The organism is Labilithrix sp. (assembly GCA_019637155.1).
GTDB lineage: Bacteria > Myxococcota_A > Polyangia > Polyangiales > Polyangiaceae > Labilithrix.
In genome coordinates this window covers 186,885-202,801 of the sequence record JAHBWE010000008.1, presented here as the reverse complement: position 1 = coordinate 202,801, position 15,917 = coordinate 186,885, and the positions used below count along the sequence as shown (strand labels likewise).

Below are 15,917 nucleotides of genomic sequence, written 5' to 3'. Positions count from 1 at the left end.
AAATCGTGGGCCGGGTCGGATGAGAGCGCCGCTCGTCAGAACGCGTCTCGTCGTCTTCGCGCTCGTCTGCGCGCTGCCGATCCCGTTTGCGCTCGCGGACGACGGCGGCGCGCCGGCGGCGCCTGCGAGCGCGCCGTCGACCCCGCCGGCGAGCTCGGGCGGTCCTGGGCCGGCGACCGTCCCGATGCCGTCGAGCAGCGTCCCGCACGTGGTCGAGGGCGAGGAGGCGGACGAGCATCCGGCGCCGAAGCAACCGCCGCAGCAGGTCGTCCTCGTCCGGCAGAGCGTGGTCGTGAAGGACGGCATGGCCCGCATCCCGGGCGGCAAGTTCACGATGGGTACCGACGACAAGAAGGCGCCGCCGAACGAGCGGCCCTCGCGCGTCGTCGTCGTGCCGCCGTTCTGGCTCGACAAGACGGAGGTAACGGTCGGCGCGTACCGCGCGTGCGTCGACAAGGGCGCGTGCCCGCGTCCGGTGCGCTCGAGCCTCGAGTGCACGTGGGACAAGGGCGAGCCGCAGCTCCCGATCTCGTGCGTGTCGTGGACGAACGCGTCGACGTACTGCGCGTCGGTCGGCAAGCGCCTCCCGCGCGAGGTCGAGTGGGAGATGGCGGCGCGGGGGACGACGCCGATCCGTTATCCGTGGGGCGGCCAGAGCGCGGCCGGCTGCGGCGCGGCGGTCACGCTCGCGAGCGAGGCGACGCAGCGGAGCTGCGGCGGCCGGCGGCCGTCGAAGGTCGGGACCCACATGGCCGGCGCGAGCCCATTCGGAATCCACGATATGAGCGGAAACGTCGAAGAATGGGTCGCCGACTGGTACGCGGAGACGAGCTCGGACCTCTCCCCGCGCGCGGGCGCGAGCCACGTGCTGCGCGGCGGCGGCTGGCTCTCGACGCCGTCCGCGTCGAGGACGACGAGCCGCAACTGGGGCTCGGCGCGCGAGGCAGGCCCGAACGTCGGCTTCCGCTGCGCCAAAGACGCAACCGACTGACCCCCCGGTCGCTCCGCCGCCAGGCGCAGGTGGATCTTCTCCCTGGTCCCCGTCCGCCCCACCTGCAATTACACAGTGACGCTGGAATAACCTCCAACCCATCGAGAACGCGACGCTCGCGCTCACGCTTGCGCGCCCACCTGCGCACTCGCCGCGTGGCACCCGTCCTGCGTCGTGCCCCGACATGAGCGAAGCGACCGCGACGTTCCCGATGTTCGAGCCCGCCCCCCGCCGCAAGTCCGCGGCCCCGGCCTGCCTCGTCGTCCTGCTCGCGATCCTCGCGGTGGAGCTCTGCCGCCTCCTCGCCGCGACCCCAGAGCTCCACCGCGCGACGCCCGAGACCCCCGACGTCGAAGCGATCCCGATCGCCCCCATCGACGCCCCCGCCCACGCCTTCGTGCCCCTCGAGCCCGACACGCCCCTCAAGCGCGCCCCCACCCGCCGCATCGCAAAGAAACAACCCCCGCGCCCCGACGACGTCCCCTCGACCCGCGACATCTTCTAACCCCCACCCCCACCCGCGATCGCACCCCCTCCCACGCAGCCAGCACCGGCTAAAGCTCGAAGCGGCCGCGATCGCAGCCCCCTCCCACGCAGCCAGCACCGGCTGAAGCTCGAAGCGGCCACCGCGAGCGCAGCCCCCTCCCACGCAGCCAGCACCGGGGCCCCAGAAGCGGCCGCGCAAGCGGTTGCGAAGCAACCCGAGCGCGCAGCGCGAGGGCCGTGTCTGGGGTGGGGGTGTCGGGGGCGAAGCCCCCGACGTTGAGTTGAGTACGGGAATGGGAGCCGCCGGCGAGGGTTCTCTCCCCGGCGCGCGGCCTGGGCTTTGGGGCTCGCTGCCCCTGCGGTTGACCCCCCATGGGGATTCGACTAACTCCCCCCGACCTCCCCCGGATCGGCTCGGTTTTGGGCTCTTTTTTCGGGGAATTGCGGAGTATCGCGATCCGATGTCCTTCTCCTTCCAGAACGTCCCGCCCAAGCAGGGCACGCCCGGCGTCGAGGCCCCCGCCCCCGCGGGCGGGCAGCAGGCCGCCCAGCCCCCCGGCGGGAGCATGCTCACCATGCTCCTGCCGATCCTCATCCTCGTTCCGTTCCTCTTCATGAGCTTCCGGCGGAACAAGAAGGAGGCGGAGGCGCGCAAGAACCTGAAGAAGGGCGACAAGATCGTCACCCAGGCCGGCCTCATCGGCGAGCTCGTCGAGCTCGACGAGCGCGTCGCGAAGGTGAAGATCGCGCCGGGCACCACCGTGTCCGTCCTCGCGAGCTCGGTCTCGTCCTACGACGCCGCGCCGGCGTCCGCGAGCAAGACCGACAAGGAGCTCGCCGATCTCAAAGAGGCGAAGGCGACCGCCGACAAGAAATGAACCCAGGCCGAGCCCACATCGATGACCAGCTCTCAGCGTAACTCCTTCATCGTGATGGCCGTGGCCGGCGCCGCGGGCTACGCGTTCTATCGCGCCGACAACTTCTGGGGCCTCGTCCTCATGGGCCTCACCGTGATCTGGGCCATCATCACGGCGCTGCCGATCATGGACAGCACGTGGCGCTTCAAGGTCGGCTTCGTCGCCGCGACCTTCTTCGGCTCGATCGTCTGCCTCTTGCCGACGTTCGAAGACCTCTCGCGCGCCAAGGACGGCACCGCGAGGTTCAAGTGCCCGACCTACGTGCGCGATCGCATCGAGTTCGGCGTCGTGAAGGGGCTCGACCTCCAAGGCGGCCTCCGCCTCGTCTACACGGTCGAGGTCGAAGAGGCGCTCCGCGACAAGCGCGACAAGTTCGCCGACGACATGCGCCAGGACCTGGCGACCTCGTACAAGATCCACACCGGCGAAGGCCTCCTCAAGCTCCCCGAGCTCAAGCAGCTCGAGGAGAAGGTGCACATCTTCACGCCCGAGAGCGCGCTCCTCCGCATCAAGTTCGTCAACCCGGCGGACCTGTCGATGATCGACCAGCGCTTCAAGGAGAAGTTCGCGAAGGAGCTCGCCGAGGTCCGCACGAGCGAGCCGGGCGAGGTCGTGTTCAAGCTCCGCGCCGAGCTCGAGACGCAGACGCGCGAGCGCGCCGTCACGCAGGCGAAGGACACCGTCAACCGCCGCGTCGACGAGCTCGGCCTCCGCGAGGCGAGCGTCACCACGCGCGACGAGGACATCATCGTCGAGGTGCCGGGCTCGAACCGCGCGCAGTTCGAAGAGATCAAGGAGATCATCCGCAAGACGGCGCGCCTCGAGTTCAAGATGCTCGACGACGAGGCCGACTTCTTCTCCAAGGTCGACGAGAAGCTGGTGCCGGAGGGCATCGAGACGCGGATCGAGAACGCGCCGCTCGGCGAGGTGAACGGGCAGAAGCAGAACGCACGCCGCACCTTCTTCTCGACCAAGATCCCGAACGAGTTCGAGGGCAAGAACGTCAAGGAGGACGAGGTCGCGCGCACGAAGGCGATGCAGGCCGCGCTCGACAAGCTCAAGGCGTTCGTGAAGACGATGGACGTCCCCGACGATCACGTCGTCGGCTACGAGAAGACCGAGGACTACGACCCGGACACCGGCAAGGCGACGGAGGACGGCTGGCGTACGTTCTACCTCCGCGCGCGCGCGGACGTGACCGGCGAGTACATCACCGACGCGCAGCGCCAGATCGATCAGCGCAGCGGCGTCCCCGAGGTCTACGTCGCGATCACGTTCAGCCCCGCCGGCGCCGACCGCTTCGAGCAGGTCACCGGCGACAACATCAACCGTCGCTTCGCGATCATCCTCGACGACGTCATCAACTCGGCGCCGGTCATCCGCTCCAAGATCGGCGGCGGCCGCGCGAGCATCACGATGGGCTCGGGCGATCAGGACCAGCAGCTCAAGAACGCGGAGAAGCTCGAGATGGTCCTCCGCTCCGGCGCGCTCCCCGCTCCGATCCAGCTCTCCAACGAGTCGATCATCGGCCCCACCCTCGGCGAGGACGCGATCGCGAAGGGCGCCATCGGCGCGGTCGCGAGCGGCATGCTCGTCCTCGTGTTCATGTTCATCTACTACCGCAAGTCCGGCCTCGTCGCCGACGCGGCGGTGCTCTTCAACCTGCTGTTCCAGCTCGCGATCCTCGCGTCGTTCAGCGGCACGCTCACGCTCCCCGGCATCGCCGGCCTCGCGCTCACGATCGGCGTCGCGATCGACGCGAACGTGCTCATCAACGAGCGCATCCGCGAGGAGCTGCGCCAGGGCAAGAGCGTCCGCGCCGCGGTCGACGCCGGCTACGACAAGGCGTTCACCGCCATCGTCGACGGCCACGTCACCATGTTCATCTCCGGCCTCATCCTCGCCCAGTACGGGACGGGTCCGGTCAAGGGCTTCGCCGTGACGCTCATCATCGGCATCATCGCGAGCCTCTTCACCGGCGTGTTCTGCACGCGCCTCGTCTTCGACTGGTGGGTCCGCGGCGCGAAGGTCAAGCGGCTCAGCGTCGGCGCGGAGTTCTGAGAGGGAGTCATGGAGTTCTTCAAGTCCCACAAAACCTATGACTTCATGTCCCAGCGCAAATGGTGGATTGCGCTGTCGATCTTCCTCACCATCGCCTCGATCGTCTCGCTCTACGTCCCCGGTCCGAACTACGGCACCGACTTCCGCGGCGGCACCGAGATCGAGGTCGCGTTCACGAAGACGACCGACGGCGGGCAGATCCGCGAGGCGGTCGTGCACTCGGGGCAGTTCTCCGAGCCGGACGTGGTGCAGGTCCAGAGCCCGACGTCGGACAGCCAGTTCTTGATCCGCGTCCAGGAGATCAGCACCGTCGACGACACGACGAAGGAGGCGCTCAAGAAGGCGCTCTGCTTCGGCGTCGAGGGCGACGGGGACGCCGCCTGCCCGAAGAACGCGCAGGCGACGGAGGTGAAGTTCAGCGCCGGCGGCGACAAGCTCGGCGTCCGCTACGACACCGAGCCCGACCTCGAGAAGATCAAGCAGCAGGTCCAGACCGTCGCGAACGTGAAGCTCCGCGTATCCGACAAGAACCCGCAGGTCGTGAACAAGCGCGACCACCGCGTCGAGATCCAGCTCCAGTCGAAGGGCGACCAGCTGATGGACGTCCTCCGCGCGCAGCTCGGCGACGCGGTGCCCGACCACGCCCTCCGCGTCGAGTGGGTCGGTCCGAAGGCGGGCAAGCAGCTCCGCGACAGCGCGCGCAACGCGGTCGCGCTCTCGATCGTGTTCATCATGATCTACCTCGCGTTCCGCTTCGACCTGCGGTTCGCGCCCGGCGTCGTCCTCGCGTGCGTCCACGACGCGGTCGTCGTCCTCGGCGCCTTCGTCGTGACGAGACGCGAGGTCACGCTGTCGACGATCGCGGTCGTGCTCACGATCGTCGGCTACTCGATGAACGACACCGTCGTCGTCTACGACCGCATCCGCGAGAACCTCGGCAAGCATCGCGGCAAGAGCTTCGGCGAGATCATCAACATGAGCGTCTCCGAGACCCTCTCGCGCACGATCCTCACGTCGGGCGCGACGATGCTCTCCGTCCTCGCGTTCTTCATCTGGGGCACCGGCGTCCTCAAGGACTTCGCCTTCGGCATGGTCGTCGGCATCGTCGCCGGCACGTACTCCAGCATCTACGTCGCCGCGCCGCTCACGGAGTGGATCGACAAGCGCATCTCCAAGCGCTCGCAGACCGCGAGCATGAAGAAGCGCCTCCGCGCGAAGCCGGCCTAGGCTCCGGCCGTCGGTGAGCTAGCCTAGCGCCAGGTTTCCCGAATGATCTCGACGTCACCGGGAAGCCGCGGATCGGGTGCGCGCGGCGCCTCGCTCGCTGATGCACGCATATCCAGCGACAATCGCTCGGTTTTTTCGAGCGAAATGAGCTCGACTATTTGTTGATGCGAGCGGATGGTCGAGATGGTATGAGCGCGACGCGTCTCGACCGGGGGTGGTCGAGTTCCGCAGCCCCGAGGGGAATTCGCCATGATGAAGCAGCTCGGTCTCGTCGCGATTGCGGTCTCTCTCCTCGGCGCCGCCGAGCCTCTGTCGACGGACCGCAGGGTCCACGGCGTCATCACGGCCATCGCGCCGGACACGCTGACGATCGCGAGCGAGAAGCGCGCGGTCACGGGCCGGATCGATCCCGCGCGGACGAAGGTGACGATCAACGGTCGGCCCGCGAAGGTGAGCGACCTCAAGATCACCGAGCACGCGAAGGGCGAGCTCTGCCTCGACGACGTCTGGCTCGTCATCGACGAGCACTGAGTCGCGGTCGCCACCCGCAGAAGAAAGAGCGGTTCACCTGGAGCCGTTGATCCACTTCCGTGCCCTGCACAAGGCGTTCGGGACGAAGGTCATCTACCGCGGCCTCGAGTTCGCGATCGCGCGCGGCGAGACCGTCACCATCCTCGGCGCGTCCGGCAGCGGCAAGAGCGTGATGCTGAAGATGCTGATCGGGCTCCTCAGGCCCGATCGCGGCGAGATCGTCTTCGACGGCAAGGACGTCGCGGCGATGGACGACGCCGACCTCTATCGCGTGCGCCGGCGCATCGCGTACCTCTTCCAGGGCGCCGCGCTGTTCGACTCGCTGAGCGTCGGCGACAACGTCGCCTACGGGCTGCGGGAGCAGAACTGGAAGACGATGACCGAGCCCGAGATCGCGCAGCGTGTCGCGGACGCGCTCGCGAGCGTCGGCCTGCCGGGGATCGAGGAGATGCGTCCGAGCGATCTCTCCGGCGGCATGAAGAAGCGCGTCGGCCTCGCGCGCACGCTGGCGCTCCAGCCCGAGGTGCTCCTCTACGACGAGCCCACCACCGGCCTCGACCCGATCAACACCGCGCGCATCAACAACCTGATCCGCTCGATCAAGAAGCGCCTCGGCCTCACCAGCATCGTCGTCACCCACGACATGGGGACCGCGTTCTCGGTGTCGGACCGCATCGTGATGATCGGGAAGGGGAGGCTGCTCCTCGAAGGCACGCCGGAGGATTTCCGCCGGAGCGAAGACCCGTACGTCCGCGATTTCATCGACGGGAAGGCGCCCGAGATCGAGGACGTGTCGGTGCTACTCTCGACCTCGTGAAGCGCGAGAAGGCACGAACGTTCCGGGTCGGGCTCTTCGTTTTCTTCGGCATCGTCCTCTCGGCGATCGCGGTGTTCACCATCGGTGAGAACCGCAAGGCGTGGGACCGCAAGGTCACGTACCACGCGGCGTACGACGACGTCGTCGGCCTTCGGACAGGGTCGGTCGTGCGCATGGGCGGCATCGACATCGGCTCCGTCGGCGAGGTCGAGCACGGGAAGGATCCGAACGACAACAAGGTCTACGTCACGCTCTCGATCGCGAAGGCGGAGATGGGGCGCATCCGCGCGGGGACGGTGGCGACGATCGAGGCGAAGGGCCTCCTCGGCGACAAGATGGTCGTCATCGCCTGGGATCAGCCGCGCGCGGAGAAGATGCGCGCGGAGGGCAAGGACCCCAACGCGGCCGTCGCACCGGACGGGTGGCTCGACACCGCGCCGCCGGGCGATCTCTTCGGCGACGCGCAGAAGGCGGCGCAGGAGGCGAAGGCCGCGCTCTCGGACATCAAGCGCGTCACGGAGGGGATCGCGGACGATCGGTTCAAGGAAGACCTCCACGGGACGATGTCCTCGCTCCGCCTCATCCTCGACGGCGTCGCGCTCCGGGACGGTGTCGCGCACAAGATGATCTTCGATCCGGAGGAGGCGAAGAAGGTCGAGCGGATCCTCGGCAACCTCGAGGCGACCAGCGCGAACCTCGCGCGCGTGAGCCGGGACGCGAACGAGCTGACGACGCAGATCAAGAACGGCAACGGGCTCGCGCACGCGGCGATCTACGACGACAAGCTCGCCCAGGCGACGACCGGCTCGATGATCGAGCTCAACAAGTCGCTCGAGGCGGTGCGGACCGGCAATGGCCTCGCCCACGCGATCGTGTACGGCGACGATCAGACGCAGCACCTGATGGGCAACGTCAACGCGATGAGCGACGACCTCCGCGAGATCGTGGCGGGGATGAAGGCGGGGCGCGGCACCGTCGGCGCGCTCCTCGTCGACCCGAGCGTGTACGAGGACATCAAGCTGCTCGTCGGCAACGTCGAACGCAACCAGGTGCTGCGCGCGCTCGTGCGCTACTCGATCAAGCAGAACGAGGAGCGGAGCCCCGAGCCGCCCCCGCCGGCGAAGGCGAAGTGACGAACGTCAGAGCGTCTTGAACCAGGCCACGGAGAGCTCGGCCGACTTCTCGTAGATCGGGTAGTGCGGCACGCCCGGGGCCTCGCAGAAGAGGAGGGGCTTTCCCGCGTCGCACCCGTTGAACTTCTCGCAGATGTCGGGGCTCGCCTTGGTGCGCGCGCCGAAGGGGTTGTCGCAGCCGTGGATGCCGGCGAAGAACTGCGCGTAGTACTCGCTGCCGATGTCCTTGTCGTTCCCGCCGCCGAGGACGAACATCGGGACCTTCACCGGATTCCAGCAGTCGCCGTTCCCGTCGCCGTCCTTGTCTTGCGGCGCGCCGCCCTGGTGGACCGCGACGGCGGTGAAGATGTCCTTCCCGCTGCAGAGGAGCTCGCCGATCTGGAACGCGCCCTTGCTGTAGCCGAAGCCCCAGATCTTCCCGGCGTCGATGTTCCGCTTGCCCTTCACCGCGGCGATGATCGCGGGGACCATCTTCTGGTCCTTGTTGTTGTCGTAGTAGGTCGTGAGGTCGAGCGACTGATCGGTGAACGCCATCACCGCTTCGGTGCCGGCGACGTTGGTGAGCCCGCTGAAGCCGATGAAGCCACCGGCGTCCTGGCCGTCACCGTGCATCGCGACGATGAGCGGGTACGCCCTCGCCTCGTCGTAGTCCTTCGGCGCGACCAGCTTGTAGGCGCGCGGCGTGCCGTCGACGTCGACGCTCTCGTCCGAGATGACGACGTCGTTCGAGGGCGGCGGGTTCCCGCTCGACCCGCTGCTGGTCGTGCTCGTGCTGCCGTTCCCGTTGCTCCCGTTCGAGCTGCCGCCGGACGAGGCGGGCTCGCCGCCGCTGCTCGACGACGTGGAGGTCGCGTCGGGCTCGGTCGAGCCTTTGCACGCGATGAGGGCAAGAACGAAGACGGCCACGCCGGAGAGAAGCGAGTTGCGAAGCATGGCCCACAGCATAGCGTCTCCGCCTTCAGCGGCGGAACACGCGAGCGGTTCGCCGCGCGAGCTCGCGGATCGTGAGCGGGGAGCACCCTTCCGCCGTGTTGCTCACGAGGACGAAGGCTTCCCCACATCCTGCCTCCGACGCGGCGTGCAGGATCGCGACGACGTCCTCGCGCATCTCTTCCTGCGGCTCGACGACGCGATCGAACGGGGCGAGCTCCGCCTTCCGCTGCGCGTAGCGCGTGTACGGCGGCAGCATCAGGCGCACGACGACGAACGACGCGGTCGGGCTGCCGGCGCGGAGCTGAAGGCGCAACGACGGCATCGCCGTCCAGTAGTTGAAGACGTGGGCGACGCCGTTCGCGCGCAGCATGTCGAGCCAGCGCGTCCCGAAGAGCTCGGGGTTGCGCAGCTCGAACGCGAAGCGATGCCCGGCCGGGAGCGTGGCGATGAACGCGTCGACGCGCGCGACGAAGGCGCGCTCGTCGAAGGTGCCGCTCGGCATCGGCGTGAGCTCGAACACGAACGGCCCCGTCGCCCCCGCGCGCCGGTAGGGCGCGAGCACGTCGCGCCGGAACGTCTCCGCGTCGAGGAAGGCGGGGTTTCGCGCACCGGCGCGCGCGCCGTACCGCGGATGGGAGGGGAACACCGCGGTCGTGACCTCGTCCCAGATCTTCGAGACGACGCGGAAGGGCGGGAGCCCCGGCGCGAGCGTCTTCGCTTCGTCGACCTGCGCTTTGTACTCCGCGAGGTCCTCGTCGCGGAGCGGCCGGTAGTGCGTGCGGTCCATGCCGACGGTGCGGAGGAGCGGGTGCTGCGCGTACGCGGCGAGCCCGCGCTGCGCGAGGTCGGTCTCGGAGGGGGTGCCTTTCCAGACGATGCCGGCCCAGCCGGGGAACGACCAGCTGCTCGATCCGAAGCGGATGAACGACGGGACGCGCGCCGCGAGCGCGCGGTCTTCTTCTTCGACGTGAGGCTCGATGAGGGGCGACGTGTCCCCTGCGAAGAGGCCGAGCTGGTCGTCGTCCTTCACCACAACAGGCCGGCGAGCGGCCCGTTCTTCGCGGTCTCCTGCACGCGGCCGCCGGCGGGGGCCGGGTTCGGCCACCATTTCTCGCTCGATCCTTGGCGCATCACGGTGAGGCGGAGGAGATCGAGCTCCAGCACCGCGACGACGCCGCGCGCCTGCGCGTCGTTCCCGGCGACCTTGAGCACGTCGCCGGCGACGGCGAGCTGGAGGCCCCACGGTCCGCCGCCGGTGATGCGCGCGGTGATCGGCCAGCGCCCGTATTCGCCGCGGCCGAACGATCGCCACGCTGCGCCGGCGTCGAACGCGAGCCCCCAGTCGCCGCGCGCGAAGCCGCCGGTGGCGATGCGGATGGAGAGCCCGAGGTCGGTTCCGAGGCCGAAGAAGGTGGTGCTCCGGAGCATGCCGCCGAGCACGGCGCGCCGGAGCGGATCGGTCCCCACGCCGAGCCCGAAGCTCGCCGCGCCGGTCTGCCGGAAGCGATTCGTCGCGTCGTTGTACTGCGCGCCGTACCCCCCGCCGCCGGAGAGGAACGAGCTCACGTCGGCGCGCGCCGGCGCCGCGTGTAGGATACACGCACCCCCAAGGATCCCGGCAAAAACACGCGCACGGACGCCCATGACGACGAAGACTCGTACTTCGCCAAAGCACCGACCGCAAGCTGCTACGCTCCCACGATGCCCCGACCCCAAGGCAACCGCAGCCGCGCAGGGGCAGCGTCGCGCGCAGGGGCGTCGCCGCGCGTTGGGGCGGCGTCGCCGCTGGAGTCGAAGCCGCGGGTTGGGGCGGTGTTGTCGTTGGAGCTTGGGTTGGTTGCGGGGGCGTTGACGTCGGTGCGCGGTGGGGCGGAGCGGGCTTCGGCGGAGGCGCTGGCGTGTGGTGGGCGCGCCGTCGTCTCGCTTGCGGATGCAGCCGTTGCGGGGGTGCGCGAGCGGCGCAGGCTCTTGCTGCGCGGCGCTGGTGTCGCGCTCGCGGTGGTGCTCTTCGCAGGAATGGGCGACGCCGCGCCCGCGCGCGACGCCGCGTCCGCGCGCGATGACGCGTCCGCGCGCGATGACGCGTCCGCGCGCGATGACGCGCCGTCGTCGTCTGCCTCGATCGACGCGCCGACTTCCACCAATGCGCCCGCGAGCGAGGCGGTCGCCGAAGTCCCGGCGCCGTCACTGCCCGCGAGCGAGCGTGCCGACGTCGACGTCGCAGCGGAGCCGCCACCTGTCGACGTCGCGGAGGAGGTGCCCACGACCGCGGAGCCCGCCGAGCCGAGGCCGTGGGGTGAGGCGCTCTCGACGGTGAGCGTCACGAACCAGAACACGGAGGCCCACGCCGATCTCCGGCTCTACAGCGATCACGGCTCGCTGGAGCTCACGGCGTTGAAGGAGCTCATGCGCGTGGCCGCCAGCGTCGCCGACGCGCCGGATCAGGAGAATGGCGAGGTCGCCGAGCCGCTCGACGCGCGGCTCGTGCAGCTCGTGTTCCGCGCCTCGTATCACTTCGGCGGCGCGCCGATCGTCGTCGTGAGCGCGCGGCGCAGGGGCGCGCACGGCAAACACGGATCCGGCGAGGCGCTCGACTTCAAGCTCGAAGGCGTCACCGCGTCCGCGCTCGCGAGGTACGTGCGGACGTACCCGCGCGCGGGCATTGGAATCTACACGCATCCGAAGACGCAATACGTGCACGTCGACGTCCGCGAGCGGAGCTACCACTGGGTCGACGGCTCGCCGCCGGGCGTCACATGGCGCGAGCGGCTGCTCGCCGACCCGACGCAAGAGGCACGCGACGCCTCATACGTCGGCACGATGGACCTGCCGGAGACAGCGAGCGAACGCTGATCGTTCGCCGTCCGCACCGACGCGGCCGAGCGCGGGGTGATCGGCTCGAGCACGCGCGGCGCGCGCCGGCGACGGCTCGAGCGTCAGCCTTCGCGGAGGCGGCGGGCCTGCTCTTGCACCGCGCGCACGCGGTCGACGACCTGCGCGATCGACTCGCGATGGAAGAGGAGCGTGTTGTGCCCGCACTTGGGGAGCACGACGACGTCGCCGCGCGGGAAGACCGCGCTCTCGGCGGGGACGACCATGATGTCGCCGTCGCCGACGAAGGACGTGTGCGGGACGTCGTGCACGTGCGCGCGCTCGCGGAGGCGCGCGAGCAGCGGCGAGCGATGCGAGAGATCGCGGCCGACGAGGAAGGGGAAGGGATGGGCCCGCGTGGTGCCGCCGAACGGCGAGCCGAGCGAGATCGTCTGCGCGACGCGCGTGTGGCCGCCGAGCTCCTGCACGTAGTGGCGCGCGACGAGGCCGCCGAGGCTGTGCCCGATGAGATGCACGCGGCACCCCGCCGGCACGCGCTCGACGAGGCGCGCGAGGCTCCGCGCGATGCGGTCGACGCCGACGCCGGGCGCGTGCGAGAAGCTCGCGACCTGCGCGCCGGTGCCGTACGCGAGCGCGCGCTTCATCGGACGCCACACGCCCGCGCTCGCGAAGAAGCCGTGCACCATCACGATGACGTCGTCCTCGTGCTTGAGACCCGCCGGCACCGACGGCGCGATGTCGCGCGGCATGAGGACCACTTCGCGGAACGTCGAGATGGTCTCCGTCACGTGCTGGCGCAGGGTGGCGGGTGTCATCATGCGGCAGTCCCTCAAGAAGAAGCATGATCCGTGCGGACGGTGCAACTATAGGGTGCGTCTCGATGCCGCTTACGCCCACCCACACGATCGCGGTGACCGTCGCCGACGGCGACATCGACGAGCTCGAGCACGCGAACAACGTGGCCTACGTGCGCTGGCTGCAAGACGTCGCCGTCGCGCACTCCGCCGCGGTGGGCCTCGACTTCGAGGCGTACCGGCGCATCGGCGGCGTGTTCGTCGTGCGGCGCCAGGAGATCGACTACCTGCGTCCCGTCGTTCGCGGCGCGCGTCTCGAGGTGCGCACCTGGATCGACAGCGCGATGGCGGCGAAGTGCGTCCGCGCGACCGAGATCGTCGACGAGCACGGCACGACCGTCCTTCGCGCCAAGACGACGTGGGGCTACGTCGACCTCGCGACCGCACGTCCCGCCCGCATCCCGCAAGCGATCCGCGACGCCTTCATGTTCGGACGCGGCCCCGAATCACGCGACGCCGAACCGCGCGACGCCGAAGCGCGCGCCGCCGAAGCGTGCGACGACGCGTGACCGTCAGGAGCCGCAGTTCTCGAAGCGGAAGCGCGCCGAGAGGGTGCATGTCTGCGCGGGATCGCCTGCGTCGAGCTCGCCGCGCAGCGCGAGCGGGCACGTCACCGTCGCCCACGCGCGGCCGCCGGCGGCGCCCTCGAGGTCGCTGAGGTACGCGAGCCGGCAGCCGCCGTTCTGCGCGTACGTCGCGGCGCCGGGCGGACCGGCGCCGAAGAGCGCGACGCGGAGGTCCGGGAGCGCGACCCCGTCCGGGTTCGCCTGCTTGTCGTACGCCGCGGGGAACCTGCCGTCGACGAGGAACCAGCGCTCGCCGTTCACGTACGTCTCGCCGTGGATCGTGAACGTCGCGTCGCCGTTGTCGCGCACCGTGCAGACGACGCCCGTGCCCCCCGTTCCGTCGGTGACCGGCGCCGGCGCGTCGCCGTCCACGCCGAAGCTCCCGACGTTGCGGAGCGAGCCGGGCAGCGCGCACGTGTTGTCCGGCCCCTGGTCGAGCCGCGCGTCGAGGATCGCCTGCGCGTCCGCCTTGCCCGTCACGCCGCCCGCCGAGCACGCGATCGCCGCGACGCTCACGAACAGGACGCTCGATCGACTCATCGCGCGAGCTTATCGCGCTCGATCGTCGCCGGCGATGCGGCGCGGGGCCGTTCGAGCCAGACATGGTAGTCGCGGTACTCGCCGTCGTGCGCCTCGAGCGTGATGCGCTCGCCCGCGGTCACGCCGTCGAGCGTCGCGGTCGCGCTGCGCCACGCGCCGTCCGCCGGCGGCTCGAGCTCGAGCTCCTTCGTCGCGCGCGCCGACCGCAGCGTGATGCCGCGCGCGGCGGCGTCGATCCGCACGCGGAGCAGGAGCGCACCGGGTTCGCTCGCCCGAACGACGAACGACTCGCGCGCGCCGTTCGGGATCGTGCGCCCGCCGTCGAAGCGGCCCGCGCGGACGTCGAGCGTCGTCCATCCTCCGTGCGGGAGCGGCGGCGTGTAGTCGTGCGCGGCCTCGTCGACGACGTCGGCCACGTCGAGCTCGTCGACGACGTCCGCCGCGCGCGGCCCCGGCACGTCGAGCGCGCTCCAGTCCGCGCGGTAGATGCCCTTCGTCGTGCCCCCGCAGATGACGTTGTCGTCGATCGTGACGCGATCGATCTCCACCCCGAACCGCGAGGTGAGGTTCGAGAACCAGTTCGGGTAGAGCGCGAGGTGGGTGGGGCGCGCGGAGGGATCGAGCCGCTCGATCAGCTCGATCACCGCCGCCTCGCCGTGGACCGCCGCGCGCACGAACGGCACGCCGCGGTAGCCGCCGAGCCCGAGCGCGTCGATCGCCCCGCGCTCCGACACGTACGGGATCGCGCCAGCGTCGCCGAGGAGCACGCGCGCGCCGGCGGGGAACGCCGCGACGCGCGCCCCGACCTCGACGTGTTGATCGCGGATGTTCGCGCTCGCGGAGCGGAAGTGCTTCACCTGCCCCGGCACCTTCGGCGCCGCGACGCCGATCGCGGCGAGCGCGATCGCGGCGGCGAGGGCGCGCCTTCGCACGCTCGCGATCGCGAACGACGCGGCGATCCCCACGAGGAGCAGCGCCGGCGCGTAGTAGCGGAAGTTGTGGTACGGCGCGTTGCCGTTCCAGGTCACGAGCGCCGTCCACGCGATCGCCGACGTCACGCACGCCGCCGCGAGCGCGCGCCGCTCGCGACGGACGAGCGCGAGCACGGCGAGGAGCGGCAGCACGAAGAGGAGCTTCGGCGTGACCGCGAGCTCGCCGCGCACGACCTTGACCCAGAACGTGATCAGGTTCTCGACGAAGGCGCGCGCGCGCTCCTCGTCGGAGAGGAACGGGTTCGACGAGAGCAGCTTCAACGCCGCGCCGGCCGAGCGCGCGTCGCCGGTCGCGAGCCGGTTCGCGGCGAGCACGCCGCCGATCGCGATCGCCCCCGGCGCGGCCGCGCGCGCGAGCGCGACGAGACCGCTCCGCGCGCCCGCCCCTCGCGCGGCGATCACGGCGAAGACCGCGACAAGGACGACCGCCTCCGGACGGAGCAGCACGAGCGCCGCGCCCCAGAGCCCGAGCGTCCATTGCCGCCGTTCGCGCGTCGGTCCGCCGCGCGTGCTCGCGCGCGTCGCGGCGAGCGCCTCGAGCGCGCGGCCGATCGCCGCCGCGAAGAGCGCGACCTCCATCCCGCTGAAGAGCGCCCAGTCGACGACGCCGATCGAGAGCGGCACGAGCGCGAGGAGCCAGGCGAGCCACGGCGGGCACGGACGCACGAGCCGCCGCACCGATCCGAGGAGCGAGGCGACCGACGCCACCGCGACGATCGCCGCCCACACCCCGAGCGCGCGCCCGCGGAAGCCGGCCAGCCATCCGAGCGCGAGCGCGAGCGCGTAGAGCGGCGACGTCTCGCCCGACGAGTACCCTTGTCCCGCGATCCACTCGAACGGATGCCCCTGCCCGAGCGAGCGCGCGTAGTCGAAGTGGATGTACACGTCGTCGAGCGGGGCAGGGAACCAGCCGCGACCGGCGGGGAGCGCGGGCACCCAGAAGGCGGCGCCGAGCGCGAGCGCGAGGACGACGCCCCACGGCTCGATTCGTGTGGTCTGCCCGCGGCCGGCCGCCATCTCGCGCTACACTAGTCGCC

At 70.3% G+C, this 15,917-nt stretch carries 16 protein-coding genes; 10 read left to right on the top strand and 6 right to left on the bottom strand.

Going from position 1 to position 15,917, the window contains the following annotated elements; translation table 11 throughout:
* The first annotated feature begins 19 nt into the window (after positions 1 to 19).
* The 8 genes from KF837_18625 (at position 20) to KF837_18590 (ending at position 8,163) form a co-directional block, all read left to right on the top strand.
* Positions 20 to 991: an SUMF1/EgtB/PvdO family nonheme iron enzyme gene (locus KF837_18625; protein ID MBX3229341.1), complete on the top strand. Its 972-nt coding sequence runs from the start codon at positions 20 to 22 to the stop codon at positions 989 to 991.
* Positions 992 to 1,175: 184 nt separating this feature from the next.
* The gene (locus KF837_18620) at positions 1,176 to 1,496 is read left to right on the top strand and encodes a hypothetical protein (GenBank protein ID MBX3229340.1); all 321 of its coding nucleotides are present in this window, start codon (positions 1,176 to 1,178) and stop codon (positions 1,494 to 1,496) included.
* Positions 1,497 to 1,938: 442 nt separating this feature from the next.
* Entirely contained in the window at positions 1,939 to 2,355 is a 417-nt protein-coding gene (gene yajC / locus KF837_18615; protein MBX3229339.1) for a preprotein translocase subunit YajC, read from the top strand.
* Positions 2,356 to 2,406: 51 nt separating this feature from the next.
* Positions 2,407 to 4,455 carry a protein translocase subunit SecD gene (secD, locus tag KF837_18610; GenBank protein ID MBX3229338.1) on the top strand — a complete coding sequence of 683 codons (2,049 nt, stop codon included), beginning with the start codon at positions 2,407 to 2,409 and terminating at the stop codon, positions 4,453 to 4,455.
* 9 nt (positions 4,456 to 4,464) lie between these two features.
* The gene (gene secF / locus KF837_18605) at positions 4,465 to 5,682 is read left to right on the top strand and encodes a protein translocase subunit SecF (GenBank protein MBX3229337.1); all 1,218 of its coding nucleotides are present in this window, start codon (positions 4,465 to 4,467) and stop codon (positions 5,680 to 5,682) included.
* Between the two features lie 249 nt (positions 5,683 to 5,931).
* Positions 5,932 to 6,213: a hypothetical protein gene (locus KF837_18600; GenBank protein ID MBX3229336.1), complete on the top strand. Its 282-nt coding sequence runs from the start codon at positions 5,932 to 5,934 to the stop codon at positions 6,211 to 6,213.
* A gap of 37 nt (positions 6,214 to 6,250) precedes the next feature.
* The gene (locus tag KF837_18595; GenBank protein MBX3229335.1) at positions 6,251 to 7,030 is read left to right on the top strand and encodes an ABC transporter ATP-binding protein; all 780 of its coding nucleotides are present in this window, start codon (positions 6,251 to 6,253) and stop codon (positions 7,028 to 7,030) included.
* Entirely contained in the window at positions 7,027 to 8,163 is a 1,137-nt protein-coding gene (locus tag KF837_18590) for an MCE family protein (protein MBX3229334.1), read from the top strand. Before KF837_18595 ends, KF837_18590 begins: the two co-directional genes overlap by 4 nt.
* Before the next feature lie 6 nt (positions 8,164 to 8,169).
* On the opposite strand, the gene KF837_18585 is transcribed toward KF837_18590, so the two are convergent.
* From KF837_18585 to KF837_18575, 3 genes are read right to left on the bottom strand one after another with little or no spacing between them, the layout of a single operon-like run.
* Entirely contained in the window at positions 8,170 to 9,096 is a 927-nt protein-coding gene (locus KF837_18585; GenBank protein ID MBX3229333.1) for a hypothetical protein, read from the bottom strand.
* 25 nt (positions 9,097 to 9,121) lie between these two features.
* Positions 9,122 to 10,126 carry a DUF72 domain-containing protein gene (locus KF837_18580; GenBank protein ID MBX3229332.1) on the bottom strand — a complete coding sequence of 335 codons (1,005 nt, stop codon included), beginning with the start codon at positions 10,124 to 10,126 and terminating at the stop codon, positions 9,122 to 9,124.
* Entirely contained in the window at positions 10,123 to 10,662 is a 540-nt protein-coding gene (locus tag KF837_18575) for a hypothetical protein (protein MBX3229331.1), read from the bottom strand. Before KF837_18575 ends, KF837_18580 begins: the two co-directional genes overlap by 4 nt.
* A gap of 381 nt (positions 10,663 to 11,043) precedes the next feature.
* Between KF837_18575 and KF837_18570 the strand changes: the two genes are divergently transcribed.
* Positions 11,044 to 11,949, top strand: coding sequence for a DUF882 domain-containing protein (locus KF837_18570; protein ID MBX3229330.1), 906 nt, complete (start codon positions 11,044 to 11,046; stop codon positions 11,947 to 11,949).
* An 83-nt stretch (positions 11,950 to 12,032) separates the two neighbouring features.
* On the opposite strand, the gene KF837_18565 is transcribed toward KF837_18570, so the two are convergent.
* The gene (locus tag KF837_18565; protein ID MBX3229329.1) at positions 12,033 to 12,746 is read right to left on the bottom strand and encodes an alpha/beta fold hydrolase; all 714 of its coding nucleotides are present in this window, start codon (positions 12,744 to 12,746) and stop codon (positions 12,033 to 12,035) included.
* Positions 12,747 to 12,808: 62 nt separating this feature from the next.
* Between KF837_18565 and KF837_18560 the strand changes: the two genes are divergently transcribed.
* The gene (locus KF837_18560; GenBank protein ID MBX3229328.1) at positions 12,809 to 13,291 is read left to right on the top strand and encodes an acyl-CoA thioesterase; all 483 of its coding nucleotides are present in this window, start codon (positions 12,809 to 12,811) and stop codon (positions 13,289 to 13,291) included.
* Between the two features lie 3 nt (positions 13,292 to 13,294).
* On the opposite strand, the gene KF837_18555 is transcribed toward KF837_18560, so the two are convergent.
* Together KF837_18555 and KF837_18550 are read right to left on the bottom strand one after the other, a co-directional pair.
* Positions 13,295 to 13,888, bottom strand: coding sequence for a hypothetical protein (locus KF837_18555; GenBank protein MBX3229327.1), 594 nt, complete (start codon positions 13,886 to 13,888; stop codon positions 13,295 to 13,297).
* On the bottom strand, positions 13,885 to 15,897 hold the full coding sequence (locus KF837_18550) for a hypothetical protein (GenBank protein MBX3229326.1): 2,013 nt from the start codon (positions 15,895 to 15,897) through the stop codon (positions 13,885 to 13,887). Before KF837_18550 ends, KF837_18555 begins: the two co-directional genes overlap by 4 nt.
* Positions 15,898 to 15,917: the final 20 nt, after the last annotated feature.